This window comes from Azomonas macrocytogenes, assembly GCF_014191985.1.
Taxonomy (GTDB): Bacteria; Pseudomonadota; Gammaproteobacteria; order Pseudomonadales; family Pseudomonadaceae; genus Azomonas; species Azomonas macrocytogenes.
In genome coordinates this window covers 78,258-103,365 of record NZ_JACHXI010000004.1, presented here as the reverse complement: position 1 = coordinate 103,365, position 25,108 = coordinate 78,258, and the positions used below count along the sequence as shown (strand labels likewise).

23 protein-coding genes are annotated in these 25,108 nt (G+C 62.7%); 14 read left to right on the top strand and 9 right to left on the bottom strand.

From position 1 onward, the window contains the following. Position 1 precedes the first annotated feature (1 nt). The 3 genes from cas6f to FHR87_RS05725 all read left to right on the top strand — a co-directional run bounded on the left by cas6f (position 2) and on the right by FHR87_RS05725 (position 3,867). Positions 2-565, top strand: coding sequence for a type I-F CRISPR-associated endoribonuclease Cas6/Csy4 (gene cas6f, locus FHR87_RS05735; RefSeq protein ID WP_183165763.1), 564 nt, complete (start codon positions 2-4; stop codon positions 563-565). 1,527 nt (positions 566-2,092) lie between these two features. Then, the gene (locus FHR87_RS05730; protein ID WP_183165762.1) at positions 2,093-3,322 is read left to right on the top strand and encodes a sulfatase-like hydrolase/transferase; all 1,230 of its coding nucleotides are present in this window, start codon (positions 2,093-2,095) and stop codon (positions 3,320-3,322) included. Between the two features lie 101 nt (positions 3,323-3,423). Further along, a complete protein-coding gene (locus FHR87_RS05725) occupies positions 3,424-3,867 on the top strand; it encodes a GNAT family N-acetyltransferase (RefSeq protein ID WP_183165761.1) in 444 nt (147 codons plus the stop codon). A 30-nt stretch (positions 3,868-3,897) separates the two neighbouring features. Here the strand turns inward: FHR87_RS05725 and FHR87_RS05720 are convergent, their stop codons facing one another. The 4 genes from FHR87_RS05720 to msrB all read right to left on the bottom strand — a co-directional run bounded on the left by FHR87_RS05720 (position 3,898) and on the right by msrB (position 8,310). Further along, positions 3,898-5,142, bottom strand: coding sequence for a TIGR03862 family flavoprotein (locus FHR87_RS05720; RefSeq protein ID WP_183165760.1), 1,245 nt, complete (start codon positions 5,140-5,142; stop codon positions 3,898-3,900). A 73-nt stretch (positions 5,143-5,215) separates the two neighbouring features. After that, a complete protein-coding gene (msrA, locus tag FHR87_RS05715; RefSeq protein ID WP_183165759.1) occupies positions 5,216-5,962 on the bottom strand; it encodes a peptide-methionine (S)-S-oxide reductase MsrA in 747 nt (248 codons plus the stop codon). Between the two features lie 28 nt (positions 5,963-5,990). Then, complete coding sequence (locus FHR87_RS05710) at positions 5,991-7,751, bottom strand: cytochrome c biogenesis protein DipZ (RefSeq protein WP_183165758.1); 1,761 nt, start codon at positions 7,749-7,751, stop codon at positions 5,991-5,993. 43 nt (positions 7,752-7,794) lie between these two features. Further along, entirely contained in the window at positions 7,795-8,310 is a 516-nt protein-coding gene (gene msrB / locus FHR87_RS05705; protein WP_183165757.1) for a peptide-methionine (R)-S-oxide reductase MsrB, read from the bottom strand. Between the two features lie 252 nt (positions 8,311-8,562). On the opposite strand from msrB, the gene FHR87_RS05700 reads away from it, so the two are divergent. The 3 genes from FHR87_RS05700 to FHR87_RS05690 all read left to right on the top strand — a co-directional run bounded on the left by FHR87_RS05700 (position 8,563) and on the right by FHR87_RS05690 (position 12,965). Continuing rightward, entirely contained in the window at positions 8,563-10,137 is a 1,575-nt protein-coding gene (locus FHR87_RS05700) for an MFS transporter (protein WP_183165918.1), read from the top strand. 300 nt (positions 10,138-10,437) lie between these two features. Further along, the gene (locus FHR87_RS05695; protein WP_183165756.1) at positions 10,438-11,565 is read left to right on the top strand and encodes an HlyD family secretion protein; all 1,128 of its coding nucleotides are present in this window, start codon (positions 10,438-10,440) and stop codon (positions 11,563-11,565) included. Further along, complete coding sequence (locus FHR87_RS05690; protein ID WP_183165755.1) at positions 11,562-12,965, top strand: efflux transporter outer membrane subunit; 1,404 nt, start codon at positions 11,562-11,564, stop codon at positions 12,963-12,965. The genes FHR87_RS05695 and FHR87_RS05690 overlap by 4 nt, the downstream gene beginning before the upstream one ends. Positions 12,966-13,066: 101 nt before the next feature. On the opposite strand, the gene FHR87_RS05685 is transcribed toward FHR87_RS05690, so the two are convergent. Further along, complete coding sequence (locus tag FHR87_RS05685) at positions 13,067-13,762, bottom strand: Crp/Fnr family transcriptional regulator (RefSeq protein ID WP_183165754.1); 696 nt, start codon at positions 13,760-13,762, stop codon at positions 13,067-13,069. Between the two features lie 308 nt (positions 13,763-14,070). Between FHR87_RS05685 and FHR87_RS05680 the strand changes: the two genes are divergently transcribed. The 5 genes from FHR87_RS05680 to FHR87_RS05660 are packed head-to-tail and all read left to right on the top strand — an operon-like array spanning position 14,071 to position 18,577. Then, positions 14,071-14,907 (top strand): ABC transporter permease, encoded by an 837-nt coding sequence (locus FHR87_RS05680; RefSeq protein WP_183165753.1) that lies wholly within the window; start codon positions 14,071-14,073, stop codon positions 14,905-14,907. Next, positions 14,907-15,731, top strand: a complete 825-nt coding sequence (locus FHR87_RS05675; RefSeq protein ID WP_183165752.1) for an ABC transporter ATP-binding protein — start codon at positions 14,907-14,909, stop codon at positions 15,729-15,731. Before FHR87_RS05680 ends, FHR87_RS05675 begins: the two co-directional genes overlap by 1 nt. A gap of 2 nt (positions 15,732-15,733) precedes the next feature. Next, entirely contained in the window at positions 15,734-16,726 is a 993-nt protein-coding gene (locus FHR87_RS05670) for an ABC transporter substrate-binding protein (RefSeq protein WP_183165917.1), read from the top strand. Positions 16,727-16,743: 17 nt separating this feature from the next. Continuing rightward, entirely contained in the window at positions 16,744-17,700 is a 957-nt protein-coding gene (locus FHR87_RS05665) for a TauD/TfdA dioxygenase family protein (RefSeq protein WP_183165751.1), read from the top strand. Further along, the gene (locus FHR87_RS05660) at positions 17,690-18,577 is read left to right on the top strand and encodes an alpha/beta fold hydrolase (protein WP_183165750.1); all 888 of its coding nucleotides are present in this window, start codon (positions 17,690-17,692) and stop codon (positions 18,575-18,577) included. Before FHR87_RS05665 ends, FHR87_RS05660 begins: the two co-directional genes overlap by 11 nt. Before the next feature lie 49 nt (positions 18,578-18,626). Here the strand turns inward: FHR87_RS05660 and FHR87_RS05655 are convergent, their stop codons facing one another. Further along, positions 18,627-19,550: a histone deacetylase family protein gene (locus FHR87_RS05655; RefSeq protein WP_183165749.1), complete on the bottom strand. Its 924-nt coding sequence runs from the start codon at positions 19,548-19,550 to the stop codon at positions 18,627-18,629. Between the two features lie 149 nt (positions 19,551-19,699). On the opposite strand from FHR87_RS05655, the gene tesB reads away from it, so the two are divergent. Both tesB and FHR87_RS05645 read left to right on the top strand, forming a co-directional pair. Next, a complete protein-coding gene (gene tesB, locus FHR87_RS05650; RefSeq protein WP_183165748.1) occupies positions 19,700-20,569 on the top strand; it encodes an acyl-CoA thioesterase II in 870 nt (289 codons plus the stop codon). Continuing rightward, complete coding sequence (locus FHR87_RS05645; protein ID WP_183165747.1) at positions 20,566-21,156, top strand: HAD family hydrolase; 591 nt, start codon at positions 20,566-20,568, stop codon at positions 21,154-21,156. Before tesB ends, FHR87_RS05645 begins: the two co-directional genes overlap by 4 nt. Positions 21,157-21,191: 35 nt before the next feature. On the opposite strand, the gene ypfJ is transcribed toward FHR87_RS05645, so the two are convergent. Beyond that, on the bottom strand, positions 21,192-22,058 hold the full coding sequence (gene ypfJ, locus FHR87_RS05640; RefSeq protein WP_183165746.1) for a KPN_02809 family neutral zinc metallopeptidase: 867 nt from the start codon (positions 22,056-22,058) through the stop codon (positions 21,192-21,194). 200 nt (positions 22,059-22,258) lie between these two features. On the opposite strand from ypfJ, the gene FHR87_RS05635 reads away from it, so the two are divergent. Next, the gene (locus FHR87_RS05635; protein WP_183165745.1) at positions 22,259-22,828 is read left to right on the top strand and encodes a DUF4345 domain-containing protein; all 570 of its coding nucleotides are present in this window, start codon (positions 22,259-22,261) and stop codon (positions 22,826-22,828) included. Between the two features lie 173 nt (positions 22,829-23,001). On the opposite strand, the gene FHR87_RS05630 is transcribed toward FHR87_RS05635, so the two are convergent. Together FHR87_RS05630 and FHR87_RS05625 are read right to left on the bottom strand one after the other, a co-directional pair. Then, the gene (locus FHR87_RS05630) at positions 23,002-24,339 is read right to left on the bottom strand and encodes an RNA helicase RhlE1 (RefSeq protein WP_183165744.1); all 1,338 of its coding nucleotides are present in this window, start codon (positions 24,337-24,339) and stop codon (positions 23,002-23,004) included. A 264-nt stretch (positions 24,340-24,603) separates the two neighbouring features. Continuing rightward, entirely contained in the window at positions 24,604-24,969 is a 366-nt protein-coding gene (locus FHR87_RS05625) for a DUF2790 domain-containing protein (protein WP_183165743.1), read from the bottom strand. Positions 24,970-25,108 lie beyond the last annotated feature (139 nt).

Genomic DNA, 25,108 nt, shown 5'->3' with positions numbered 1-25,108 from the left:
CATGGACCACTACCTGGAAATCCGCCTGCTGCCGGACCCGGAGTTTTCCGCCACGCTGCTGATGAACGCCCTGTTCGGCAAACTGCACCGAGGCCTGGCCGAACACAGCGCTGGCCGCATTGGCGTCAGCTTCCCCGATGTCCGCGACGACAGCCATGCACTGGGCCAGCGGCTGCGCCTGCATGGCGACGCTGCGGCATTGCAACAGCTGATCCGAGCCGACTGGACAACCGGCCTGCGGGACCACATCGCCAGCGGCGACATCGCCCCCGTTCCATCCCAGGCGCGGCAACGAATCGTCCGCCGCGTCCAGGCCAAGAGCAACCCGGAACGCCTACGCCGCCGCCTGATGGCCCGCCGGCAAATCGACGCCGAAGCCGCCCGCCAAGCCATTCCTGACCACCTCGCCGAACGCCTGGAACTGCCCTACGTCGTCCTCGCCAGCCACAGCACCGGCCAGCGCTTCCGACTCTTCATCGAACACCTGCCAGTCCAGGACCTGGCAGTACCCGGCCCCTTCACCAGCTACGGACTCAGTTCCACGGCAACCGTACCCTGGTTCTGACCCTTTTTCGGCATAAGCTGCGCCTCCTATGTAAATCAACCACTTGGAGGCGCCCCGAAAACTTGGGCTACTGCTTACAAACTGGTGATTTTTCTTTAACAATCAATTTATTAAGATGCAGGCTTTGTACTTCACTGCCGCGTAGGCAGTTCAGAAACAGCGGCCCCAGGCGTAGAACGTCTCACGCACCTTCACTGCCGCGTAGGCAGTTCAGAAATGAGAGGTTTCAAATGTTCAAACGTGCATCTTCTTCACTGCCGCGTAGGCAGTTCAGAAAATCGCAAGCACAGGAAAAAACGCAATAGATGCCTTCACTGCCGCGTAGGCAGTTCAGAAAATTCGGCAATGTCATCCGCTAAATCTTTTCGGCTTCACTGCCGCGTAGGCAGTTCAGAAAGGATACTAGTCGCAAGCGATCCGGGGACGATTCTTCACTGCCGCGTAGGCAGTTCAGAAAATGCCCGAAGTGCAATGCGGCGGAGTACAGCACTTCACTGCCGCGTAGGCAGTTCAGAAATGATGAGCAGTCTGGCGCGAAATACGGGCCAGCTTCACTGCCGCATAGGCAGTTCAGAAAAATGCCATCGGCTGTTCGTTTGGTGTTTTTGGCTTCACTGCCGCATAGGCAGTTCAGAAATCCCGGATCAACTCGGCTGGAACCTGCACCACCTTCACTGCCGCGTAGGCAGTTCAGAAAAGGCCATCAAGCACGCCCGCCAGGCCATAAATCTTCACCGCCGCGTAGGCAGTTCAGAAACTTGCCATTATCTTTTGAGATTAAAGTTACGCTTTCACTACCGGGCAGGTAGTTCAGAAAAAGCTCCCTCGAAACAAGGGATCAAAGCCATCTTTACTGCTGTATAGGCAGTTCAGAAACTTATCAGTATCCTTTGGAATACAAGTGACGATTTCATTGCTGCGTAGGCAATTCAGAAACCATCGGGGCCTGCGTCGTGTCTGATCTGTTGTCTTCACTGCCGCGTAGGCAGTTCAGAAAGCTTTGAAAAAGAATCTTCTGCAAAATATAAACTTCACTGCCGCGTAGGCAGTTCAGAAAAACGTCTCCTCGAAGAAACCAGGGGCCAAAGCCATCCTTCTTCACTGCCGTATAGGCAGTTCAGAAAATGATAGAAGCTTGCGTGTTCGCAATTGTATTCTTCGCTGCCGTGTGGGCAGTTCGGAAAAGGAAAATATCGAGTATTTCTGCGCCATAGTCCTCACTGCCGCGTAGGCAGTTCAGAAATGTCAGTTAAACCCCGAATCTGACCAGGGTCTTTTTCACTGCCGAATAGGCAGTTCAAAGTTGAAGTGGCGCAAGGCCAGTGACTGGCATCTTTTCACTGCCGGACCAGGCGGTGCAGAAAACCGAGTGTAAGATGAAGAACGTGGCCACACCTTTGCCCGAACAGTTCCCCAGGCCAAAGCGCGTAAATGAATTTTTACTGAAAAACACAGCAACTCGTTGACTTTCCGTTTGTCGGAGGGTGTCTTTAGCAGCCCCGTATTCAGATGATTCAAGGAAAGACGATGAACCTACCTCAGTTGTCCGCTGCCGCCATGGTTTTGCTGTTTGCTTCGGCAATCGCCATTTGCAGCACGGTAGAGGCGGACACGGAGGCAAAGCCCAAGCGGGTCGTCGTCGTCCAGTTCGACGGTCTGCACTACCAGGCGCCGGAAAAGCTGGGCCTGACCAACGTTCTGGAGTTGAAGAAGGAAGGTACGTCGGTCGATGAGGCGCTGGCGATCATTCCCTGGCATCCGACGACGGGCGAATACGGGCGCCATTACCTTTCCTCGCTGCCCAATCCGGTCGGCATGGCCGGCACAGTGCTGTTGACCGACAAGTCACGGATGATCCAGCAGAGCTTCGGCGAGCGTTATACCGCGCACATTGCCAATTCCAGGGCCTACGATTCGCTCAATGAGGGATTCACCTATTCCAAGCTGGATCCGGCCATGCGCGATGAGGATGTGATCGCGCTGAGCAAGCAGGTGATCGCGGAATACGATCCGACGTTTATCCGCATTGCCCTGCAGGATACCAATGATCGCGGCGCGCTCCCGGTCGCCCTGGCCACGCCGGACAAGCCGTGGAAGAACAACCTGTACGCCGAAGGTTCGCCCTTCATCAAGGAGGCCAGGGAGGCGGACCGGTTGCTGGGCGATCTGGTGACCTATCTCAAGGTCGAGCGCAAATGGGACGACACCCTGTTCGTCCTGCAGGCGGCCGGTGCTTCGGTGTACGGCGGACACCCGATCCTGTTCGAGGATTCCGCACGCATTCCGCTGATCTTTCACGGCCCGGGGATCGCCAAGGGCAAGACCATTCCCTATGCGGAAAATATCGATGTGACCGCTACCATCGTCGAGATGATGGGGGTCGATGCGCCCAACCAGGACGATGGTCGCGGCCGCGTGCTGAAGGAGCTGGCAGCCGACGTGCAAGCTCCCGAAACGTCGAAGTACCTCAAGCGTTTCAACGCCGGTATTCGGCAATACCAGACGCTGGCTGCGCAAATGACTCAGCTTGCCCCCAAGCACCCGCGGCTGGATATCGCGCTGATGCAGTTGCAGAATTCCTACAATGGCAAGCGCACCTTCTACGGCATCGAGCATATCCTGGACTGGCAGAAAGCCGGGAGCCTGAAGAATCTGGTGGAAAACAACGAGAAGACCCTGGAGTGCATGCACGGCCTGATCGCCCAGGAAACCGCAGCCGACCCTAAAAGCGTGGCCATGCAGGAAGGTTGCTGGTAATAAACGCAGCGTCGGAAGCGAGGACTTCCGGCTTAATTTTCTTCCTGCCATGTCGACTGCCTTGCCGTAGAACGTTCATGGCAGGCCCACGGAGCCGAACCATGCAAATCCATAGCGCCACACCGGCGGACATTCCCGAGCTGGTCGTACTGCTCGGTCACCTGTTTGCCCAGGAAGCGGAATTCCAGCCGGATATCGACGCCCAGACGCGCGGCCTGACGCGCATCGTCGAGGATGCCCGGGTCGGCACCATTCTGCTTGCCAGGCAGCAGGATAAGGTGATCGGCATGGTCAATCTGCTTTACACCATTTCCACCGCGCTCGGCGAACCAGTGGCGCTGCTCGAGGACATGGTGGTGGCGCCGGATGCCCGGGGCGTCGGAGCCGGTTCGCAGTTGCTGCAGGCAGCCATCGCGCACGCCCGGGAAAAGGGTTGCAAGCGCATCACGCTGTTGACCGATACGACCAACGCAGCCGCCCAGCGCTTCTATGCCCGCCACGGTTTCGAGCCTTCCAGCATGCTGCCCATGCGCTGCCAGCTCTGACGCAGTCCCTGCGGCAAAGCCCTGTCCGGCTTATTCGTGCCGGGTGTGGGTGCCAAGCCAGGCGAGCATTCCGGCACCGGCGGCACGCCCGGTCGCCAGGCAGGCAGTCAGTAGATAACCGCCGGTGGGTGCTTCCCAGTCCAGCATTTCTCCGGCGCAGAACACTCCCGGCAGCTCACGCAGCATCAAGCGCTCATCCAGCGCCTCGAACGGCACGCCACCGGCGCTGCTGATGGCCTCATCCAGCGGGCGCGGACGCACCAGCACGATCGGCAGCGCCTTGATTGCCGCCGCCAACGTCTGCGCAGTAGCGAAGGTTTCGGCAGCGGCCAGTTCGCGCAGCAGCGCCGCCTTGACGCCATCCAGCCCCAGCTGGCGCTTGAGGTGGCTGGCCATGGAGCGTTTGCCACGCGGCTTTGCCAGGGCGGCGGTGAGATTATCCAGCGAACGGTCCGGCAACAGATCCAGCCGCACCAGCGCCTGGCCATGCTGTTCGATGCGGTCACGGATAGCGGCGGACCAGGCATACACCAGGCTGCCTTCGAGCCCGCGCGCGGTCAGCACGAATTCGCCTTTGCGCATGGGTTCGCCATCCAGCCCGAGCGCAACATTCTTCAGCGGCGCACCTGCGCAGCGCTCGCGTAGGTACTCGCTCCAGGTGGTTACCTCGAAGCCGCAATTGGCCGGTTTCAGCGGTGCGATCGCGATGCCGCGTGCCTGCAACAGCGACACCCAGGCAGCGTCCGAACCCAGCCGCGACCAGCTGCCGCCGCCCAGGGCCAACAGCGTTGCAGCGGGCTTCAGCAACTGCTCGCCCTGGGCCGTGGCCAGGCGCAGCTCACCCTGTGCCGTCCAGCCCAGCCAGCGCTGGCGGCTATGGATACGCACGCCCGTTTCGCGCAACTGCCTGAGCCAGGCACGCAGTAGTGGCGCAGCCTTCATCTCGCGGGGAAACACCCGCCCGGAACTGCCGACGAAGGTTTCGATACCCAGGCTGTGGACCCACTCACGCAATGCCGTGGGCGAAAATGCTTCGATCATTGGCCGCAACTGTTCGCGGCGCACACCGTAGCGCTCGAGAAAGGCCGCGAGCGGTTCGGCATGGGTAATGTTCATCCCGCCGACTCCCGCCTGCAGGAATTTGCGCCCCACCGATGGCATGGCATCGAAGACATCGACCTGGACGCCGGCCCGGCCCAGCACTTGCGCGGCCATCAATCCGGCAGGCCCGGCGCCAATCACGGCGATCCGACAGGAAGGGAAGGTGTGCGGCATGGACAAATACATCTGGCGAAAGGGCGCTCATTCTAGTGATCTGTACGGTTAATCACACGTCCCCTGGGCCAGCTCAGGGTGAAGTCCCAAGCACTGGCGTTTCCCGATAGCGTTGCGGGAACAACTGCTTGAGTTGCGCGATTTTCGGCAGATCGTTAGTGACGATGTAAGGGTGATGCGGATTTTTCGCCAGAAAATCCTGGTGATAAGTCTCGGCGGGATAGAAGCCGGTATTGTTCTCGATGCGGGTGACGATGGGGCGGCGGTAGGCATGACCCGCGTCGAGCTGGGCGATATAGGCCTGGGCAACCTGTTGCTGCAGGGTATCGACCGGGAAGATGGCCGAGCGATACTGGGTGCCGACGTCCGGTCCCTGCCGGTTCAACTCGGTCGGGTCGTGCGCAACCGAGAAGAAGATTTGCAGCAGCGTGCCGTAGCTGACCTGTTCAGGATCGAAGGTGACCTCCACCGCTTCGGCATGCCCGGTCCGGCCGCTGCTGACAGCGCTATAGCGTGCGCTGTTCGCCGTGCCGCCGGCATATCCCGACAGCACCTGCCGGACGCCTTGCACATGCTGGAATACACCCTCCACTCCCCAGAAGCAGCCGCCCGCGAAAATAGCTATCGCCTGGTTTGCACCGCTTGCCGGAATATCCTGCACCGGTGGGGCGATGACCACCGCTTCCGCAGCCCAGGCGAACGAATCGTCAGAGTATTGCCAGAACCACAGACCGCTGCCGAGCGTCAGGCTGCCGGCGAGCAACAACGCCAGGGTGCGTTTCGGCCTGGCATCCGGGGAGACGGGTTTTGTGGTGAGCATGGTGATGTTCTCCAGTGAACAACGGACTTCAGCCAAACGTGAAGGCATATGCCGACACATCCGGGTCGAGAAACTCGATACTGAATTCATGTTCGCTGACAGCGCCACCCTGGCGGATGAGCTGGTAAAGGCGCTGTTCAGTGACGGTCCCGCTACCATCCGTCGAGACATCCAGGCCATGGGCATCCCCTGGCGCCTTGCCGTCCAGCGTAACCTTGAAGCGTACCGGCTGGCCGTCCCGGCCGGGGCCGAGCACCAGATGCAGATCGCGCGCATGGAACCGATAGACGATGCGCCCGGGTGCACTGGCCAGGGTTGCGCGTTGCGTGCCGATATTCCACTGCCCCGCCAGCCCCCACTGGTTGAGCGTGAGGTGCGCCGGTACGCGGTAGGTCGATGGTTGATCCTGCACGGCAGCACCGGAGGCGAAGTTTTCCGCTCGCTCGTACCCCAGGTAGGTCTCGGGGGAACGGATCTGGCTCAGGTCGGTCGCTTGCTGGATACCCTGCCCTTGCACATCGCTCAGCCCGGCGGTGACGTGCGCGCCTGTTTCACGCAGAAGCTGCTGGATCACCCGTTCCGATTCGTCGTATTCCCCCTCACCGAAATGGTGGTAGCGAATCCGCCCCTGGGCATCGATAAAGTAGTGAGCAGGCCAGTACCGGTTGTTGAAGGCCCGCCAGATCGCATAATTGTTGTCGATGGCTACCGGGTAGGTGATGCCGAGCTTGCGCATGGCCAGGGTCACATTGTCCGCATCGCGCTCGAAGGCGAACTCGGGAGCATGCACGCCGATCACCACCAATCCCTGCTCGCGATACTTCTCAGCCCAGGCCTTCACATAGGGCAGCGTGCGCAGGCAGTTGATGCAGGAGTAAGTCCAGAAATCCACCAGCACGACCTTGCCACGCAATGCCGGCAACGACAGTGGCGCAGAATTGAGCCATTGCACGGCGCCATCGAGGGCAGGCGCCGGGCCTTCGTCAGGCAGTTCCACGGCCAGATCCGACGCGGCCATCATCGCCGTAGGCGAACCTTGCTGCATGGCGCCACCGCCGGGTGTGTCGGAGTCAGCGAAACGGTCGACCAGCGCTTGTTCGATCCAGCCCGTGGAAGCCGTTGATATCCGGGCCAGCACACCCGTATCCAGGCCCAGGGCGATAGCGGCGACACCGACCAGCATCGCCGCGCCCAGACCGCGCCGCAGCCATTCGCCGGCGCCGAGCGAATGCTTCAGTGCGGCGAAGACCTTTCCCCCCAGCAGCAACGCGCCCGCCAGGGAAGTCGCCGCGCCTGCCGCATAGGCCAGCAACAACAGCGTGGAATTCAGGTTCGCGCCTTGCAGCGCCGCGCCTGTCAGGATCAACCCGAGTATGGGGCCCGCACAGGGTGCCCACAGCAATCCCGTCGCAATTCCCAGCAGGAACGACAGGCCGGGGCGTGATTGCCCATCCGCCTGGACCGAGGCCGCCAGGCGATTGCCGGCTGCAACCAAGGGCTGGGTCAACCACTCGGCTACACGCGGCAACAGCAGCGCCAGTCCGAACAGTGCGACCAGCGCCAACGCCAGCCAGCGGCCATATTGGTTGGCCTTGACGACCCAGCCACCGCCCACCGCGGCCAGGGTCGCGACAGCGGCGAACATCAGCGCCATCCCGCCCAGCAGCGGCAGCCCGTTGCGCGAGAACGGCTGGCCGGCGCGCGCGAAGACGAACGGCAGCACCGGCAGAATGCAGGGGCTGATGATGGTCAGGACACCGCCCAGGTAGGCAAGGAGAAGTAGCAGCATGATGATCGTGGCCGGCTTGTCGAAATGGGAAGAATGCCCAAGGCTACACCGAAGGCATGAATTGCATGGCAAAACCATTCATGCAGTAACGCAGCCCAGTGGGTTTCGGGCCGTCGTTGAAGACATGCCCCAGGTGCCCGCCGCAGCGGCGGCAATGGACTTCCGTGCGGCTCATGCCGAACGAGGAATCGGCCCGGGTGCCGACGGCTCCGTCGAGCGGCGCCCAGAAGCTGGGCCAGCCCGTATGGCTGTCGAATTTGGTCCGCGAGGAAAACAACGGCAGCCCACAGCCGGCGCAGGCAAATACACCACTGCGGTGTTCGTCATTGAGCGCGCTGCTGTAAGGCCGCTCGGTCCCCGCCTGACGCAAGATGTAGTATTGCGCCGGCGTGAGCCGGGCACGCCACTCGGCGTCGGTGCGCTTCACCTCGAAGGTTTCCGGCGCGCCAGCGGGCTCCGCCGATACGGCCAGTGCCGCAAGCCGGGGAAACAGCCCTACCGCCAATGCCGCCGCCGCGAGGCCGCCGCTGGCGAAAACAAATTGCCGCCGAGATGCCATGTTGCCCCTCCAGCCCCACAAGGAGCCTTCATGATGGTTACCGCCTGCGAGCACAGCAGCCCCGAAATTCCCGATCTGTGACCATGCGCTGGCGTGGAGTTTCAGCTACCGGTAATTAGAGCAGCAAACAGCAGCAGTCGTTTCCGCGTGACGGCAGCATCTAGTAAGGTTCCCGGCATTGGACAGGAGACTGCCGGCGTGCCCACCTATCTCGACCCTCTTCCCCCCTGGGAGCCACACGAGCGGCCCAGTATGCCAGGCTCGCCGTCCACGCCGCTGCATCCGCCGCCGATCCGGGCCGCCTATGCGCTGGGGTCGATCCTGCTGGGGATCACCGGCGGCCTCGGCAATGCGCTGGTCACCGCCAACCTTCCCTACATCCAGGGCGATCTGGGCCTGACACCCTCCCAGGGCGCCTGGCTGACCGCCTCCTACCTGATGGTCAATGTCTCGGCCAATCTGGTGCTGGTCAAGTTTCGCCAGCAGTTCGGCCTGGTCCGCTTCGCCGAAATCGGGCTGAGCTGTTATGCGGTGCTGACGCTGCTGCATGTGTTCGTCAATACATTTTCCATGGCCGTGGCAGTGCGCGCCGCGAGTGGTTTTGCCGGGGCGACGCTGACGACCCTGGCTACACTCTACATGCTGCAAGCCTTCAGGAAGGCCCAGGCCGGCAAGGCGCAGGTTCTGGGGGTCGGCGTTTCCCAACTCGCCACGCCGCTGGCCTGGGTGCTGTCACCGCCCTTGCGCGATATGGGCGAATGGCATCGCCTGTATATCTTCGAATCGGGTCTGGCGTTGTGCTCGCTGGCCTTCATCACCCTTCTCAAACTGCCTCCGGGCATTCGCATCAAGGCTTTCGAGTGGATGGATGCGCTGACGATTGCCCTGCTCGCCCCGGCGCTGGCGCTGATCGCGGCGGTGGTGGCGCAGGGACGCATTCAGTGGTGGTTCACGCAACCCTGGATCGGTTACAGCCTGGTCGCGGCCATCGTATTGCTGATCGCGGTCTTGTTGATCGAACGCAACCGGCACAATCCGCTGATCCAGACACGCTGGCTGGGTACGATCGAGATGCTGCGTTTCACCCTCGGGGCCATCATGCTGCGTTTTCTATTGTCCGAACAGACGTTCGGCGCCGTGGGCCTGTTGCAGTATCTGGGGATGAACGCCGATCAGTTGCAGGCGCTGTATACGGTGATCCTGCTGTGCGTCATGGCCGGGATCGGCATCAGCGCACTGATCTTCAGCCCGCAGACCCAACTGCCGCAGATCGTCGTCTCGATCGTGTTGATCGGCATCGCCAGCTTTCTGGATAGCCACTCCAGCAGCCTGACCCGCCCGCACGACATGTATTTCAGCCAGGGCCTGCTGGCACTCGCCAGCGGCATGTTCTTTGGCCCGCTGATGCTCATCGGCTTCATGCGCGCGGTGCAAAACGGGGCGAATTACCTGGTCAGTTTCACGGTGCTTTTCGCACTCACCCAAAGCCTCGGCGGCTTGGCCGGCCCGGCCCTGTTCGGCACCTTCGAGACGGTGCGCGAGAAATATCATTCGAGCTATCTGGTAGAACAGATCGACCCGACCGATCCACGAATCGCCCAGCGCTTGCAGTTACAAGGCCAGGTCTATGGCTCGACCCAGGGCGATCCAGTCTTGCGCCAGGCAATGGGTAGCGCGCAGTTCGGCCAGATCGTGACTCGCGAGGCCAACGTGCTGGCTTTCAACGATGTCTTCCGCCTGATTGGCCTTACCTCGACCGGCTTTCTGTGTTGGTCGCTGTACCATACCGTGCGTGATATACGCCGGAAAAGGCAAACTGCCGCCTGAGAGCCTGTTACAGGCCCTGAGAACGTTTGCACCCATCGGCGCGCTAAGAGCCTGTTCAAAGTCTCGCGAGCTAAGGCGAAAATGGCTGAGGAAGCGGACCGGGCTCGCGTGCGAGTTTACAGGTAGTAAATGAGCATTCCGACCGGGCTGGCGATCCAGGCCATTTTCAACGCGGTATGGCCAACGCGCAGCAGTCTTTGAACAGGTTCTAAACTCCAAAGCGAATCCGGCTCGCATCCCCAGCCGCTTTGCCTTGCCCAGCCCTTGCTCGCCAGCCCCCCAACCAGCCCCAAGAAATCCATGCCCGACCAAGAAAACCCACCACAGGCCAATCAGAGCGCGGCTCTCCCGGATGCCGGGGCCGCCGCGCTATCCCCACCCAAGATCCTCAAACCCGGACGCCGGACCGTGATCGGCATGCTCGGCGTCGCCCTGGTCGGGGTTCTCGCCGTGCTCTACGCCTGGGGGCTATGGCCGTTCACCAGCAGCATCATGATCACCGACAATGCCTATGTCCGCGGACAGGTCACGGTCCTGGCGCCACAGGTGAACGGCTATGTGGCCGATGTGCTGGTACAGGATTTCCAGCAGGTTAAGCAGGGTCAGTTGCTGGTGCGCATCGACCAGAGCATCTACCGCCAGCGGGTCGAACAGGCCCAGGCGGAACTGGCCGCCCACCAGGCCGAGCTGAAGAATAACGAACAGAGCCTGGCCTCCAACCGGGCGACCCTGGCGGCGCGGCAGGCCGACCGGCTCTCGGCCCAGGCCGAATACGAACGCGCCCGTACCGACAAACAGCGGGTCGATGAGCTGGCCTCGCGCGGCTCGGTCTCTCTGCGCGAGCGCGACCAGATCCGCGCTACCGCCCGCGTGGCGGCGGCGAACCTGGAAAAAGCCGACGCGGCGATCAATATTGCCCGGCAGGCCGTGACGGCAGCCGAGGTTTCTCGCGGCAGCCTCGAAGCCCAGGTACAGATGGCCGCAGCAGCGCTGCATCTGACGCAGATCGATCTGGACCATACCCTGATCAGCGCGCCACGCGACGGTCAGTTGAGCGAGGTGTCGGTCCGCCAGGGACAGTACGTGACAGCCGGCTCGCAGCTGTTCTATCTGGTTCCCGAGCAGCTCTGGGTGATCGCCAATTACAAGGAAACCCAAACCTGGCTTATGCAACCCGGTCAAGCCGTGACCCTCCGGGTCGATGCGCTCGACGATGCCCTGCTCACCGGCCGCATCGAGCGCCTGGCACCGGCCACCGGCTCGGAATTCAGTGTGCTGCGCTCGGACAACGCCACCGGCAACTTCACCAAGGTCGTGCAGCGCATCCCGGTCCGTATCGCCCTCGATCCAGACCAGCCGCTGGCCAGTCGGTTGCGGCCCGGCATGTCGGTGGTCACGCACGTCGACACGGCGAGCGAACCTCGATGAACGCTCGAACCGCATTGCTGTTCGGCACCACCCTGCTTCTTGTCGCTTGTGTCCCGGCAAAAGAACCCATCCCCTGGGAGGCCAAGGTAATCGCACCGACCCACTGGCGTACCGCTGGCGAGCCGCTCGCACCTATCCCTGACCATTGGTGGCAAACCTTCGACGACCCGCAACTCACACTGCTGGTGGAAACCGCGCTGCGCCATAACACCGATGTGCTGGGTGCCGTCGCTCGGGTCGATGAAGCCTACCAGCACATCGCCCTGGCCCGCTCGGCCTGGTGGCCGGATGTGGCCGCAGCGGTCACCGGGCAGCGCCAGCGCAGCCTCAGCGCGCTCGGTACGGTCGCTCATCCGCGAACGGTGCAACCCCAGTTGCAGGTCGCCTACGAGGCGGATATCTGGGGCCGGTTGCGCAAGCTGGAGCAGGCCCAGCGCAATCAGTATCAGGCCAGCCTGGCCGAACGCGACGCGGTCCGCCTGACCGTTGCCAGCACCACCGCCCGCGCCTATATCACGCTGCTGTCGCTGGACGGCCAACTGGCGGTGACCCGCGAAACCGTCGCCTCGCGCGTCGGCGCCCTGCGCGTTGCGGAGGATCGCGCCGCCGTCGGTTATACCTCGCAGTTGGAGCTGACCCAGGCGCAGTCGGAATACGAATCCGTGTTGCAGAGGATCTTCCAGCTGGAACAGGCCATCCGCGAGCAGGAAGACGCATTGCGGGTGCTCACCGGAGCTATGCCTGGCCATATCCGGCGCAGCCAGCCTCTGGACGCGGTGCAGTTACCGAAAGTCCCCGGCATGCTGCCTGCGCAACTGCTGCGTCGACGCCCGGATATCGCCCAGGCCGAACAATTGCTGGCCGCTACTGATGCGGTCCTGGAATCGCGGCGCGACGAGTTTCTGCCGCGCGTGCAGCTCTCCGCCAGCATCGGCCAGCTGTACACCAACTCGCTGGACTACAACCCGGTCAAAGTCTGGAGCCTGGGCAGCAGCATCCTGACGCCGATCTACACGTCCGGCCGTCTCCAAGCCCAGGTCGGCATCGCCAGCGCCCAGCGCGACCAAGCCGCCTACGCCTATCGCGCCACTACGCTGCAGGCTTTTGCCGAAATGGAAGATGCCCTCTCGGGTGTCATTCGCCTGCAGCAGCAGATCGACCACATTCTCGCCCGGCGTACAGTGCTCTACCGCTCCCTGGAAATCGCTCGCGACCGCTACCGCAACGGCTACTCCTCCTACCTGCAGGAACTTGATGCCCAGCGCAACCTGTTCGAGAACGACCTCTTGGCAGTGCAGGTGCGCGAAGGCCAGTTGAACAACCTGATCGACCTGTATCAGGCGCTGGGCGGCGGCTGGGCGCCGGCGTACGGAAAAGCGGAACAGGCTGCGGAACGCTGAACAGCCAGCCGGGGTCATGCCATCAGCCAGACGGAATCAGCGCCGCCGATGGCAGTGCGAAAAGCATGACGGTTGCATGGCAGGCGTACCGTAGCCAGCAGTCAATCATCCATCCGCGCAATCAGGAGCTCCGGCCTGACGACGACCAAGATGCGCCGCTCGAAGCGGATCAGTCCCTGGCGCATGAAATCGCTGAGGATGCTGCTCACCGTCTGCCGGCAGGAGCCCGCCAGGTGGGCGAGCTCCTGGTGGGTGATGCGCACGCGAAAGCGGATTTCCTCACCCTGCAGTTCGCCCCAGTTGCGCGCCAGGCGCACCAGGATACGGGCCAGACGAGCATCGGTGCGACGGGTGATCTTGTCGGTCACTGCGTCGCAGGCCAGGCGCAGGCGGCCGCTCACCTGCTTGATCATGTTGATGGCCAGGCGCGGATGCTCATGCAGCAGGCATTCGAAGTCGGCCCGGCTCAGGGAATGGACCACCGAGCGCTCCAGGGCCTGGGCGAACACCGCTTGCTCGCTGGCACCGGAAATGCCGCCGGCGCCAAAGGGATCGCCGGGTACGCAGAACCAGAAGATGGTGATCTCGCCCTGGCCGGAGAGATGGAAGATCTTCACCAGGCCCTGCTCCAGGAGGAATATCCGGGTGGCCGGATCGTTGGCCCGGAAGATGGTAGCGCCACGCCGGAACTCGTGACGTTCGGTGCGCGCCATGACCTTCTCGCGTACCTCGCTGGAGGTTCCCTCAAAGAAGTCGAAACGATCCCAGTACCAAGGCAATTCGCCGAGTGTGCTCATAATCTTTGCTGCCATGCATAGGCGGATTAGGTCTAAAATTTGTCGCATAGACGACAGATTTTGCCTCAGTCTATCCGTAAAACTGCAAGCGCATGACCTCTGTGCAACCGCTCCCATCAGGGATGCGGCAGCGCGGCGAAGCCCTTTCCATTAATCCAGCCAATCCGCATCCGCCATGGGCGATGAATGCGGAGGCAGGTTGACGTTTGCGTACACATATTACCTTTAAGAATTAAAGAAAATAAATATATTCAATTTTTACATATACGACACCTCAACCATCTTGTGTGCCGTGAAGGATGCCAAGCATGCTCAAAAGCAAATCCTTGAATCTGGACGATTCGGACAGTGCCGGTTGCCGAACCAGGAGCGGGTTCGGACGCCTGCGGGCCTGGCGTCGTGTGGCGCTGCTGGTCTCACCCTGGTTGGTCCTGTTGCTGATCTGGAGCGCCATCCGCATGGTCAGCGACAAGTACGCCGGCCTGATCCCCTCCATCTCCAGCGTGCTCGGCCAGGGCTATGAACTGCTGCTCGACGGCACCCTGGCCAGTCACTGGGCAGCCTCCACGCTGCGCGTGCTGGGTGGCGTGACTCTCGGCGTACTGCTGGCGATCCCAGCGGGCTTCGCCCTGGGCTGGTATGCCGGAGCGCGGCGGGTGATGACGCCGGTGCTGAATTTCTTCCGCGCCCTGCCGCCGATCGCCTTGATTCCACTGATGATCGTCTACTTCGGCATCGGCGAGCCGGCGAAGATCCTGGTGCTGGTCTACGCCGCCTTCTTCACTTCGGTGGTGGTGCTCTACGAGGGCATCTCGCGCATCCAGCCAATCTACATCAACGTCGCCCGCACCCTGGGTGCCAGCGAGCGCGAGCTGTTCGTGCGAGTGATCCTGCCGCTGGCCCTGCCCCATGTGCTGACCGCGTCGCGGGTGGCCCTGGGCGTGGGCTGGATGACCCTGGTGGCCTCGGAGCTGATCTCGGCGCAGCAGGGGCTGGGCTCGATGATCCAGATCGCCGCTTCCTACTTTCAGTTGGAAACCATCTATCTGGGGCTGTTCAGCATCGGCTTTACCGCAATGCTGATGGACTTCCTGCTGGTCCGCTTGAGTGCCCGCCTGGTCGGCTGGCAGGAGCAGGTGAAGTGATGACGAGCGAACGCGAAATCCAGTTCCGCAATGTCTCGGTGCGCTACGCCGGCGCACCCAACGATGGCTGGGTGGTGCGGAATGTCTCCCTGGATCTGGGTCGGGGCGAGTTCGTCTCGCTGATCGGCCCTTCCGGTTGCGGCAAGACCACCCTGCTGAAACTGGCCGCCGGCATGAGTACGCCGACCCAGGGCAGCGTGACCCTCGGCAGCCAGCCGATTACCGCTCCCGGCCCGGAGCGGGGCGTGGTGTTCCAGGAGTACGGCGTGTTCCCTTGGCTGAGCGTGCGCGGGAACATCGAGTTCGGCCTGACCCTGGCGGCCAACCGCCGCGATGCCGCTGAACGCGCGGTGATCGTCGACAAGTACCTGGCGCTGATGGGGCTGGGCGATTTCCGCGACGCCTTGCCCAACACCCTGTCCGGCGGCATGCGTCAGCGCGTGGCACTGGCCCGCGCCTATGCGGTGAATCCCGAATTCCTGCTGATGGACGAGCCGTTCGGTGCCCTGGACGCCCAGACCCGGCTGGTAATGCACGACCTGCTGCTGGATTTGCAGCGCCAGGAGGAGAAGAGCGTGCTGCTGATCACCCATTCGGTGGACGAGGCGCTCTACTTGTCCTCGAAGATCGTCCTGGTCAGCGCCCGCCCGGCGCGGATCACCGAAATCATCGAAGTGCCCTTCGCCTATCCACGCGACGAGTCAGTGCGCGCCACCTCCGAATTCGTCCGCCTGCACGCGCATCTGCGTGCCCGGGTGATGGCCGAATACGCCCAGCAGCAACGAGAAGACATCGCCAACACCCTGCACCCGGAGAACCGTTGAACATGCAACGCAGACATTTCCTTCAAGGCATCGTTGCCACCAGCGCCCTCGGCCTGCTGTCCCCGCGCCGGTTCGCCCAGGCTGGCGATACCCTCAAGGTCGGCTACCTGCACACCCTGTCCGCCGACGGCCACCTGTGGCTCGGCGAGCACCTCGGCGCCTGGAAGGCGCAGGGTCTGCAGCTCGACACCGTGCAATTCGTCACCGGCCTGGAGGCCTACCAGGCGCTGGCCGGCGGCAGCATCGACCTGGTCACCACCGGCGCGGTGATCTCCAATTTCCCGGCGCGCGGCCAGGGCAAGGCGTTCCTGATCAACGCCCTGGAAACCGGCATCGCGCAGATCTGGGCCGATCCGGACCAGGGCATCCACAGCCTTGCCGACCTCAAGGGCAGGCAGATCGCCACTACCCGCGGCACCACCGCGCATTTCTTCCTGCACCGGGCGCTGAAGAGCGTCGGCCTGGACAGCACCAAGGACGTGGAAATCGTCCACCAGCGCCTGGATCAGGCGGTGATCTCGTTCATCGCCGGCTCGGTGCCGGCCACCGCCTTGTGGGTGCCGTTCGACACGCCGATCCGCCAGCGCCGGCCCGACTCGCTGCTGGTCGCCCAATCCTCCGACTTTCCCGATGCCACGGTGGTGGACGGCTGGTCGGCGCGTAATGGACTGCATGCCAGCCAGCCGCAACTGCTGCAACGCTTCATCCGCGGCTGGGCCAAGGCCAACGACTTGCTCACCGGCAGCCCGGACGAGGCCCTGGCGATCCTCGCCAAGGACAAATACAAGGAATTCGATCTGGCCGAACTCAAGCGCCAGTACGCCCTGGTGCAGTGGTATGCCACTGCCGAGTGGCCGCAATACTACCGGGACGGCTCGGTGCAGCGCTGGTTGAACCAAGTCACCGACTTCAATCAGGAAGTCGGAGCGATCAAGGAGCCGATCCGCGCCGAAACCTACTTCGATCCCAAACCTTTCCTCGATACCTTCGCCTGAGTGGCAGGAGACACCTGATGAGCGATTACAAAAAAGCCAAGTCCGTCGAGCAACTGATCCCCATCGAAGAGCGCTACCGGCATATCCGTCCGCGCCCGCAACTGCCGAACTTCGCCGCCCATATCGACGGCGTGGACCTGACCCGGCCGTTCAGCGACGCAGTGCGCGCGGAGCTGTACCAGGCCCTGCTGGACTTCGAGGTGCTGTTCTTCGCGCCCCAGGAACTGACCCCGGAGCAGCATCTGGAACTGGCTGCGGTGTTCGGCCCGGTGGCCCAGGGCGCTTACTTTCCGCGCAAGGACTCGCACCCGCAGATCGAGGTGCTGGCCACCGACGCCGACCACCCGGCTTCGGTGGACCACTGGCACAGCGACCTGAGCTGGCTGGAAAACCCGCCGGCCGGCACGGTGATCCAGCTCACCGAAGTGCCCGAGGTGGGCGGCGATACCGCCTGGGCCAGCATGAGCAAGGCCTTCGCCGCGCTTTCGCCGGGCCTGCGAGACTACCTGCGTGGCCTCGATGCGACCCACACCTGGGAGACCAGCCAGTGGCGCAACTACCTGGCCAACCTCGGCGAGGAGGTCCTGATCAACTCGATTCGCCAGTTCAAGCCGGTGGTCCATCCGGTGGTACTGAAGCATCCGGAATCGGGCAAGGAGCTACTCTTCGTCAATGAAACCTTCACCCGCCAGATCAACGGCGTGTCGGCCCTGGAAAGCCGCGAAATCCTGCGCTTGCTCACCAGTTGGGTAAAACAGCCGGAGTTCATCTACACCCACAAATGGCAGGCCAACGGCATCGCCGTGTGGGACAACCGCAGCACCCAGCACTACGCCCTGGCCGACTACTGGCCGCAGCGCCGGCTCAATCATCGGGTCACCTTCAATGCCCGTGGCCGCGCCGGCGAGATCGACAACACCCTGGCCGCGGTGGGTGGGCTCGGTGTGACCTCGAAGGTCGCCTATGGCTACTGACAATCTGCGCGTCCTGCGTACTTCGCGGCTTGAACAGCACTATGCCGACAGCGGCCCCGCCGCTGGCCCGGTCGCCGTGCTGCTGCACGGCTGGCCGGACGCCATCGCTACCTGGGCTTCCCAGGTGGCGGCCCTGAACGACGCTGGCTGGCGCACCCTGGTGCCCTACCTGCGTGGCTTCGGGCCGAACCGCTTCCTCGCTGCGGCGACACCGCGCAGCGGCCAGCTCAGCGCCATCGCCACGGATATCCTGGAACTGGTGGATGCCCTCGGTGTGCAGCGCTTCGCCGTGATCGGCCACGACTGGGGCGCGCGGGCCGCCTATATCCTTGCCGCGCTGCGGCCCGAACGGGTCAGCCACTGCGTCGCGCTGTCGGTGGGTTACGGCGCGCCGGGGCCGCTGAGCCTGCGCCAGGCACAGAATTACTGGTATCACTGGTACTTCGCCGTGCCCCGTGGCGAAGCGGCGTTGCGCGCGGACCGACGCGCCCTGTGCCAGCACCTGTGGCGCGAATGGGCGCCGGGCTGGGCCTTCGACGAGGCGCTCTTCGCGGACACAGCGCAGGCTTTCGACAACCCCGACTGGCTGGCCATCACCCTGCATTCCTACCGCCAGCGCTGGGGCCATGCCGAGGGTGATCCGGCCTATGCCGAGTGGGAGGCGCGCCTACGCGGCACACCGGTCATTACCGTGCCGACCCTGGTGCTGCATGGCGTGGACGATTGCTGCAATGATCCCTCGACCTCGGCTTCCCGCGAATACTTCAGCGGCCGCTATCATCGAATTCTGCTGCCCGGTATCGGCCATTTCCCCCAGCGCGAGGCGCCAGCAGCCGTGGGAGTCGCCATACTCGACTGGCTGGACTTGCCTGGCTAGGGCCTGTTGACGCTACTGATACGGCTCGCGACAGTCGTGTCAACAGGCCTTAACCCAACCCATAGCGTTGCCATGCCCTGGCCGCCGCGAAATGCAGGCTCGAATGCCGTCGTGCCACAGCCGCGTGGTCCCTGTCGTAGCCGCCACCGATCACGCCGCAGACAGGAATATCCCGCCCCAGGCAATGCTCCAGCACGGCATCGTCACGTGCGGCCAGGCCGGCGTCGGTCAACTCCAGCAGGCCGAGGGCATCGTCGCGATGTACATCGACCCCGGCGTCATAGAGCACCAGATCCGGCTGGTAGAGCGGCAACAGGTAATCCAGCGTTTCGTTCACCACCTTGAGATAGTCGCTGTCGCCCATGCCGGCCGGCAGCGGGATGTCCCAATCGCTCTGTGCCTTGCGCACCGGGAAGTTCTTCTCGCAGTGCAACGAGACAGTCACCGCCGCGGGGATTCGTTCGAGGATGCGCGCCGTACCGTCGCCCTGGTGCACGTCGCAGTCGAAGATCAACACTCGGCCGACCCGCCCGCTTTCCAGCAGATAGAGCGCAATCACTGCCAGGTCGTTGAAGATGCAGAAGCCCGAAGCCTGATCGTAATGGGCATGGTGGGTGCCGCCGGCCAGATGACAGGCCAACCCATGGCGCAGCGCCAATTCCGCCGTCAGCAGCGAGCCGCCCACGGCACGCAGGGTGCGCTGCGCCAGTTGCGGCGACCAGGGCAAGCCAAGGCGCCGCAGCTCCTCGCGACTCATCTCGCCGCTGCAATAGCGCCGGATGTAAGCCGGATCGTGAGCCAGGGCGAGAATCTCGTGCGGACACAGCTCAGGGCGTAACAAGGTTGCATCGGTGGTCAGGCCGCTGGCGACCAGATGCTCACGCAGCAGGCGGAATTTCTCCATGGGGAAGCGGTGGCCTTCCGGCAGCGGCGGGCTGTAGTCATCGTGGAATACCAGCGGTAGAGAAGGCATGCAGACTCGGAATCGGTTGAACGCCTGCCAGTATGGCGGCAGCACCATGCGCCCCTCAAGAAGCCGCGACGAGCGTCGGGACTGGTCAGCAACCCTGGCTTGACGCACCATTGAACAAGCCTTCGCGACCTTGTAAGGAAGAACGCCACATGAGCCAGACACTCGACACCCTGGTAGGGCTGCTCGCCCTGGAGCCTCTGGAGGACAATCTCTTTCGCGGCGCCAGCTATGATCTGGGCTTTCCCCAGCTGTTCGGCGGTCAGGTGCTCGGCCAGGCACTCTCGGCGGCCAGCCAGACGGTCGAGGGGCGGCAGGTACACTCGCTGCACGGTTATTTCCTGCGGGCTGGCGATGCCCGGCTGCCGGTCGTTTACCAGGTCGAACGACTGCGCGATGGCGGCAGTTTCAGCGCCCGCCGGATCAGCGCGGTCCAGAAGGGCCAGATTCTCTTCAGCTCCATCGCCTCGTTCCAGAACGCGGCAGAAGGCTTCGAGCACCAGGCGAGCATGCCCGCCGTACCTGACCCGGACGACTTGCCAAGCTATGCCGAGCTGATGCAGCAGTGGGCCGCGCAGGCTACCGAACCGCTGCGCCGCCACCTTCCCGGACGCCGGGCCATCGAGCATCGGCCGGTAGGCATGCAGAATCCATTCAAGCCACTGCAACCGCAGGAGCCGTTCCAGCACATCTGGATGCGCGCCGCTGGCCGCTTGCCGGACGATCCCGCCCTGCATCGCTATCTGCTGGCCTACGCCTCGGATTTCTTTCTCATCGGCACCGCCCTGCTGCCCCATGCCGCCTCGCTCTGGCAGAAGGACATCAAAATGGCCAGCCTGGACCATGCCATCTGGTTTCATCGCGAATTTCGCGCCGACGAGTGGCTGCTCTACAGCCTGGAAAGCCCCTGGACCGGCCACGCGCGCGGGCTCGCCCGTGGCCGAATCTTCGACCGCCAGGGCCGGCTGGTCGCCTCCGTGGCCCAGGAAGGGCTGATTCGCAAACGCGAGGAACGGACATGAAACTTGCCAACGTACACCACTGGGTGTTTGACATGGATGGCACGCTGACCATCGCCACGCACGACTTTCCGGCGATCCGCCGGGCGCTGGAGATTCCTGCAGAGGCGGACATCCTGAGTCACCTTGCCGCCCTGCCGGAAGTTGAAGCCGCCCCCAAGCGCCACTGGCTGCTGGAGCACGAGCGCGAACTGGCGCGCGCCGCCCGCCCCGCGCCCGGCGCCTGCGAGCTGCTGCAAGAGCTCTGCGCTCGCGGCTACCGCCTGGGCATGCTGACCCGCAATGCCCACGAACTGGCGGTGATGACGCTGAAAGTAGTCGGCCTGGATCACTGCTTCGCCAGCGACGACATCCTCGGTCGCGACGAAGCCCTGCCCAAGCCCGATCCGTGTGGCCTGCTGCATCTGGCCCGCAAGTGGAATGTCACGCCGAGCGACCTGGTGATGGTCGGCGATTTCCGCAACGATCTCGAATGCGCCAGGGCTGCCGGTGCCTACGGCATTCTGGTCAACACGCCGGAAAATCTCTGGCCGGAGCTGGCCGATCTGTATGTACGCGATTGCGCGGAGCTGAAGCGGCTCATCGGATAGCGGCTGGAGTCTGGAGGCTCCAGCGCTTGCAGCCCTTACAACCGTTGCGCAGCGAACGTATCGCAGCTATCCGGATCACCGCTCTTGAACCCCGTGCTGAACCAGCGCACACGCTGGGCCGAGCTGCCATGAGTGAAGGCATCCGGGACGACATGGCCCTGGGCCTGGTGCTGCAAGCGGTCGTCGCCGATAGCGTTGGCAGCGTTGAGTGCCTCTTCCACATCCCCTTCTTCCAGCCAGTTGTGCCGCTGCTGGCCATGGAAGGCCCAGACGCCAGCCAGGCAATCAGCCTGCAGTTCCTGGCGAACCAGCAAGCCCGTGGCGCCCTCCATCGACGCCCCACCCTGGCGGGCGCGCTCCATACTGCCCGGAATGCCGATCAGCGTCTGTACATGGTGGCCGACTTCATGGGCGATCACATAGGCCTGGGCAAAATCACCGGCGGCAGAGAAGCGCGTCGCCATATCCTGGAAGAACTGCAAATCCAGATAGACCCGCTGGTCGGCAGGGCAGTAGAACGGCCCCACTGCCGCCGTGGCGAAGCCGCAGGCGGAATTGACGCCACCGCGAAACACCACCAGTGTCGGGTCCCGGTATTGCTTACCTGCCTGGCTGAACAGCGCCTGCCAGGTATCTTCGGTATCGCCGAGAATAGAGCGGACGAAGCGCATTTCCGGGTCGTTGGCAGCGGGTACCGCCTGCGGTTGCGCCCCCTGTTGCGATGAAGTCGTCACCGCGCTCTGGCCGATCAGTTGGTCGAGAATCTGCATGGGATTCTGGCCGCTCAACAACCCCACCACCACCACGATGGCAATGCCACCCAGACTCAGGCGACCGACCGGTACGCCGCCACGTCTGGCATCCTCCACGTTATCGCTTTCTCGTGCTTTTCCCCAACGCATAGCATCACTCCATTGCTCGCTCTGTTTCTCCTTGGAGAATAGGCTACGTCACATGTTCAGTGCAGCAGCAGCCTCGATAATGCAATCTGCGGCAGATGACCACCCATGCCGAACGAACGGCAGCCGATCTGGTCTGTGTGTCGTTTGGCAGGCTCGAGCCGTTGCGGGCCGACTCGCCGTTTTCCAGGAGATATAAATCGATGCGTTTTGCCCGGTTTGTGCTGGCCCTGCAGGCGTTGGTGATGGCGGCGCTTGGCCTGGCCTACAACTTCTTTCCCTACGAAATGGCCAACCTGAATGGCATGCTGCTGATGGAAAGCCAATCGATCGACCAGATGCGCACCTGGTATGGCGGGCTGCAAATGGGACTGGCTCTGTTTCTGCTCTGGGCCTTGCGTACCCAGGAGCGTGCCCGGGCGGCGTTGGTCATGCTGATGTTCAGCATGGCGCTACTGGTGGTCGCACGGCTGACGTCGCTGCTGGTAAATGATGGGGCAATGGTGTGGTTCGATACGCTCTGCCTGGCCTGGCAAGCCATCGCCCTGGCCTTGTCGGCCATTGCCTGGTGGCCGATCCGCGAAGAACCTTCCAGCACTGAAGAGCCTTCCAGCACTCTGGAGGCCGACGCAAACGCGGAATACTTCGACGAACCGCCCAAGCCATTTCGGGTCGGCAACGATGAACAGGAGCAGTTGTCGATCCCTCCGACTGCTTGCGTACCGGCTTTGTCGCCACCCGAGACGACAACGACATCCCAACAAATTTCTTAGAGCCTGTTACCCGTGGAAAACCGCTACGCGGGTCTTCCCCCGCGTAGGGTGAACAACGCCGAAGGCTTGTCCACCGAACGAGCAAGCGGCGAACTGCCCGGCCTCTCCGGTGGAAAACCGCTGCGCGGGTTTTCCAGCCTACGGCTGGCGAAAGACGTTGAAAGATATGCGCCTTAGCGCTTCTTGGGGCGAGGTTCGCCCTGCCGTGGGCCACTCAGCTTCGGTGCCTGGCGTACCGGCCGGGCGTTGGGTTTTTCACCTTCCTCGAACCAGCTACCCAGGTGAACACGGCCTTTGGCTACCACTTCCTCGGGTTGTTTCGGCTTTTTCGGTTTCTTGATGACCTGGCCACCGGGAGCCGTAAGCGGCACGCGGTGTTCAGGGCTGAATTCTGCCTCCTCATGGCGCGGCAGTACCTGGCGGATCAGCGTCTCGATGGCGACCAGCAGGTCCACTTCGTCGGCGCAGACCAGCGAGACCGCTTCGCCACTGGCCCCGGCGCGACCGGTGCGGCCGATGCGATGTACGTAGTCTTCGGCAACACCGGGCAGGTCGAAATTGACCACCAGCGGCAGATCCTGGATATCCAGGCCGCGCGCGGCCACATCGGTCGCCACCAGCACCTGAACCTCGCCATCCTTGAAACGCTGCAGCGCCCGCAAGCGGGCGGGCTGTGGCTTGTCGCCGTGGATTGCATCACTGTCGAGGCCTTGCGCCTGCAACTCGGCCACCAGTTGGTCGACCCCCTTGCGGGTCTTGGCGAACACCAGCAATTGCCCCCAGCCCCGCACCCGCAGCAGATGCAAGAGCAGCTCGCCCTTGCGCTTCTTGTCCACCGGAATCAGCCACTGCCTGACCGAGCGCGCCGCCGCGTTGCGCGGACTGACCTCGACAGATAGCGGATCGCGCAGCATTTCCCCGGCCAGTTGCCGGATCGCAGCGGAAAAGGTCGCGGAGAAGAGCAGCGTCTGGCGCTGCTTCGGCAGTGCAGCGAACAGCTCGTCCAGTTCGCGGGCAAAGCCCAGATCGAGCATACGATCAGCCTCATCCAGCACCAGGATCTGCAACTGCTCGAACCCAACGGCGTTCTGTCGGTAGAGATCGAGCAACCGGCCCGGCGTGGCCACCAGCACATCGACACCCTTGCGCAGGCGCATCATCTGCGGGTTCAGGCTGACGCCACCGTAGACCGCATAACTGCCCAGCGGCAGATCGCGGCCATAGACCTGCAGGCTCTGCTGAATCTGCTCGGCCAGCTCGCGGGTCGGCACCAGCACCAGGGCGCGCACCGAATTGCTCGCCACGCGCGGGCCTTCCAGAGCCAGCCGCTGCAGCAACGGCAAGGCGAAACCGGCGGTCTTGCCGCTACCGGTCTGGGCCGAGGCAAGCAGGTCGCGGCCCTTGAGCACGGCCGGAATGGCTGCGGCCTGGACCGGCGTCGGAGTGCGGTAATCGAGGGCTTCCAACGTCCGCAAGAGCGGTTCGATCAGGCCCAGGGAGGCGAAGGTCATGTGGGGCTCGCAGCGATGCAAATAAACGGGAGCGGATTCTAGAGTGTTTGAACGATACGTTGGTAAAACCCGCCAAACGAGCGCGCCCGGATCAAGGGACTGCACAGGTGGTTCAAGCTGCCTGGCCAGAGATGCCAGATTGTCGCAAGGACTGACGTCCACTCCGGGCGATGTGCTCTTGCCACATCGCCAAGGTACGGAGCACCTACTTCATTCACTGGATAATCTGCCGGATTGCCGGCGAATGGCAGAACACGACTCGAATCAACCGCGACAACCGCCACCCATGACTTGATAGCGCAGCAAATGCCTTTCGCCATGCGAGTCTTCATAAAGCATGTAGGCCGGCACGACAGCGCACACAGTCGAGTCGCTCTCAACCGAAATGACTTTCTTTATATCCGGCTTCATACCGTAGTGATACTCCTCGGCCTCGAGCGCTTGCGGGTCACCTTCGTCGACTACATTATCCCTTTTATCGGAAACAATATTTTCCGTATTCAAATTAAACCGGGTGCCTGTCGTTACCGAGGCTGGCGCCGTGGTCACCTCTTCCTCACCGGCTTGTAACACATCAGCCATAACCAGACAAGGAAGAGCCACCATCATCACTGTTGCAAGATTTTTCATGATTTTCTCCACTTTTTACAGACAAAACGGCACCCTCACGCGAAATTCCAGTGATGCTCGGAAAGATCGTTTAGCGAATCCGGGAAGGTTTGCCTCGTGGAAGAATCTATTTTCCGAACCTTAATCCGACTTGAATAAG

Coding starts and splice junctions, on each gene's coding strand:
- tesB (WP_183165748.1), top strand. CDS start 19,700: ATGAGCCAGACACTCGACACCCTGGTAGGGCTGCTCGCCCTGGAGCCT.
- ypfJ (WP_183165746.1), bottom strand. CDS start 22,058: ATGCGTTGGGGAAAAGCACGAGAAAGCGATAACGTGGAGGATGCCAGA.
- msrA (WP_183165759.1), bottom strand. CDS start 5,962: ATGCTCACCACAAAACCCGTCTCCCCGGATGCCAGGCCGAAACGCACC.
- FHR87_RS05680 (WP_183165753.1), top strand. CDS start 14,071: ATGCTCAAAAGCAAATCCTTGAATCTGGACGATTCGGACAGTGCCGGT.
- FHR87_RS05685 (WP_183165754.1), bottom strand. CDS start 13,762: ATGAGCACACTCGGCGAATTGCCTTGGTACTGGGATCGTTTCGACTTC.
- FHR87_RS05645 (WP_183165747.1), top strand. CDS start 20,566: ATGAAACTTGCCAACGTACACCACTGGGTGTTTGACATGGATGGCACG.
- FHR87_RS05695 (WP_183165756.1), top strand. CDS start 10,438: ATGCCCGACCAAGAAAACCCACCACAGGCCAATCAGAGCGCGGCTCTC.
- FHR87_RS05655 (WP_183165749.1), bottom strand. CDS start 19,550: ATGCCTTCTCTACCGCTGGTATTCCACGATGACTACAGCCCGCCGCTG.
- FHR87_RS05730 (WP_183165762.1), top strand. CDS start 2,093: ATGAACCTACCTCAGTTGTCCGCTGCCGCCATGGTTTTGCTGTTTGCT.
- FHR87_RS05720 (WP_183165760.1), bottom strand. CDS start 5,142: ATGCCGCACACCTTCCCTTCCTGTCGGATCGCCGTGATTGGCGCCGGG.
- FHR87_RS05630 (WP_183165744.1), bottom strand. CDS start 24,339: ATGACCTTCGCCTCCCTGGGCCTGATCGAACCGCTCTTGCGGACGTTG.
- FHR87_RS05660 (WP_183165750.1), top strand. CDS start 17,690: ATGGCTACTGACAATCTGCGCGTCCTGCGTACTTCGCGGCTTGAACAG.
- FHR87_RS05625 (WP_183165743.1), bottom strand. CDS start 24,969: ATGAAAAATCTTGCAACAGTGATGATGGTGGCTCTTCCTTGTCTGGTT.
- FHR87_RS05665 (WP_183165751.1), top strand. CDS start 16,744: ATGAGCGATTACAAAAAAGCCAAGTCCGTCGAGCAACTGATCCCCATC.
- FHR87_RS05675 (WP_183165752.1), top strand. CDS start 14,907: ATGACGAGCGAACGCGAAATCCAGTTCCGCAATGTCTCGGTGCGCTAC.
- FHR87_RS05725 (WP_183165761.1), top strand. CDS start 3,424: ATGCAAATCCATAGCGCCACACCGGCGGACATTCCCGAGCTGGTCGTA.
- FHR87_RS05710 (WP_183165758.1), bottom strand. CDS start 7,751: ATGCTGCTACTTCTCCTTGCCTACCTGGGCGGTGTCCTGACCATCATC.
- msrB (WP_183165757.1), bottom strand. CDS start 8,310: ATGGCATCTCGGCGGCAATTTGTTTTCGCCAGCGGCGGCCTCGCGGCG.
- cas6f (WP_183165763.1), top strand. CDS start 2: ATGGACCACTACCTGGAAATCCGCCTGCTGCCGGACCCGGAGTTTTCC.
- FHR87_RS05670 (WP_183165917.1), top strand. CDS start 15,734: ATGCAACGCAGACATTTCCTTCAAGGCATCGTTGCCACCAGCGCCCTC.
- FHR87_RS05690 (WP_183165755.1), top strand. CDS start 11,562: ATGAACGCTCGAACCGCATTGCTGTTCGGCACCACCCTGCTTCTTGTC.
- FHR87_RS05635 (WP_183165745.1), top strand. CDS start 22,259: ATGCGTTTTGCCCGGTTTGTGCTGGCCCTGCAGGCGTTGGTGATGGCG.
- FHR87_RS05700 (WP_183165918.1), top strand. CDS start 8,563: ATGCCAGGCTCGCCGTCCACGCCGCTGCATCCGCCGCCGATCCGGGCC.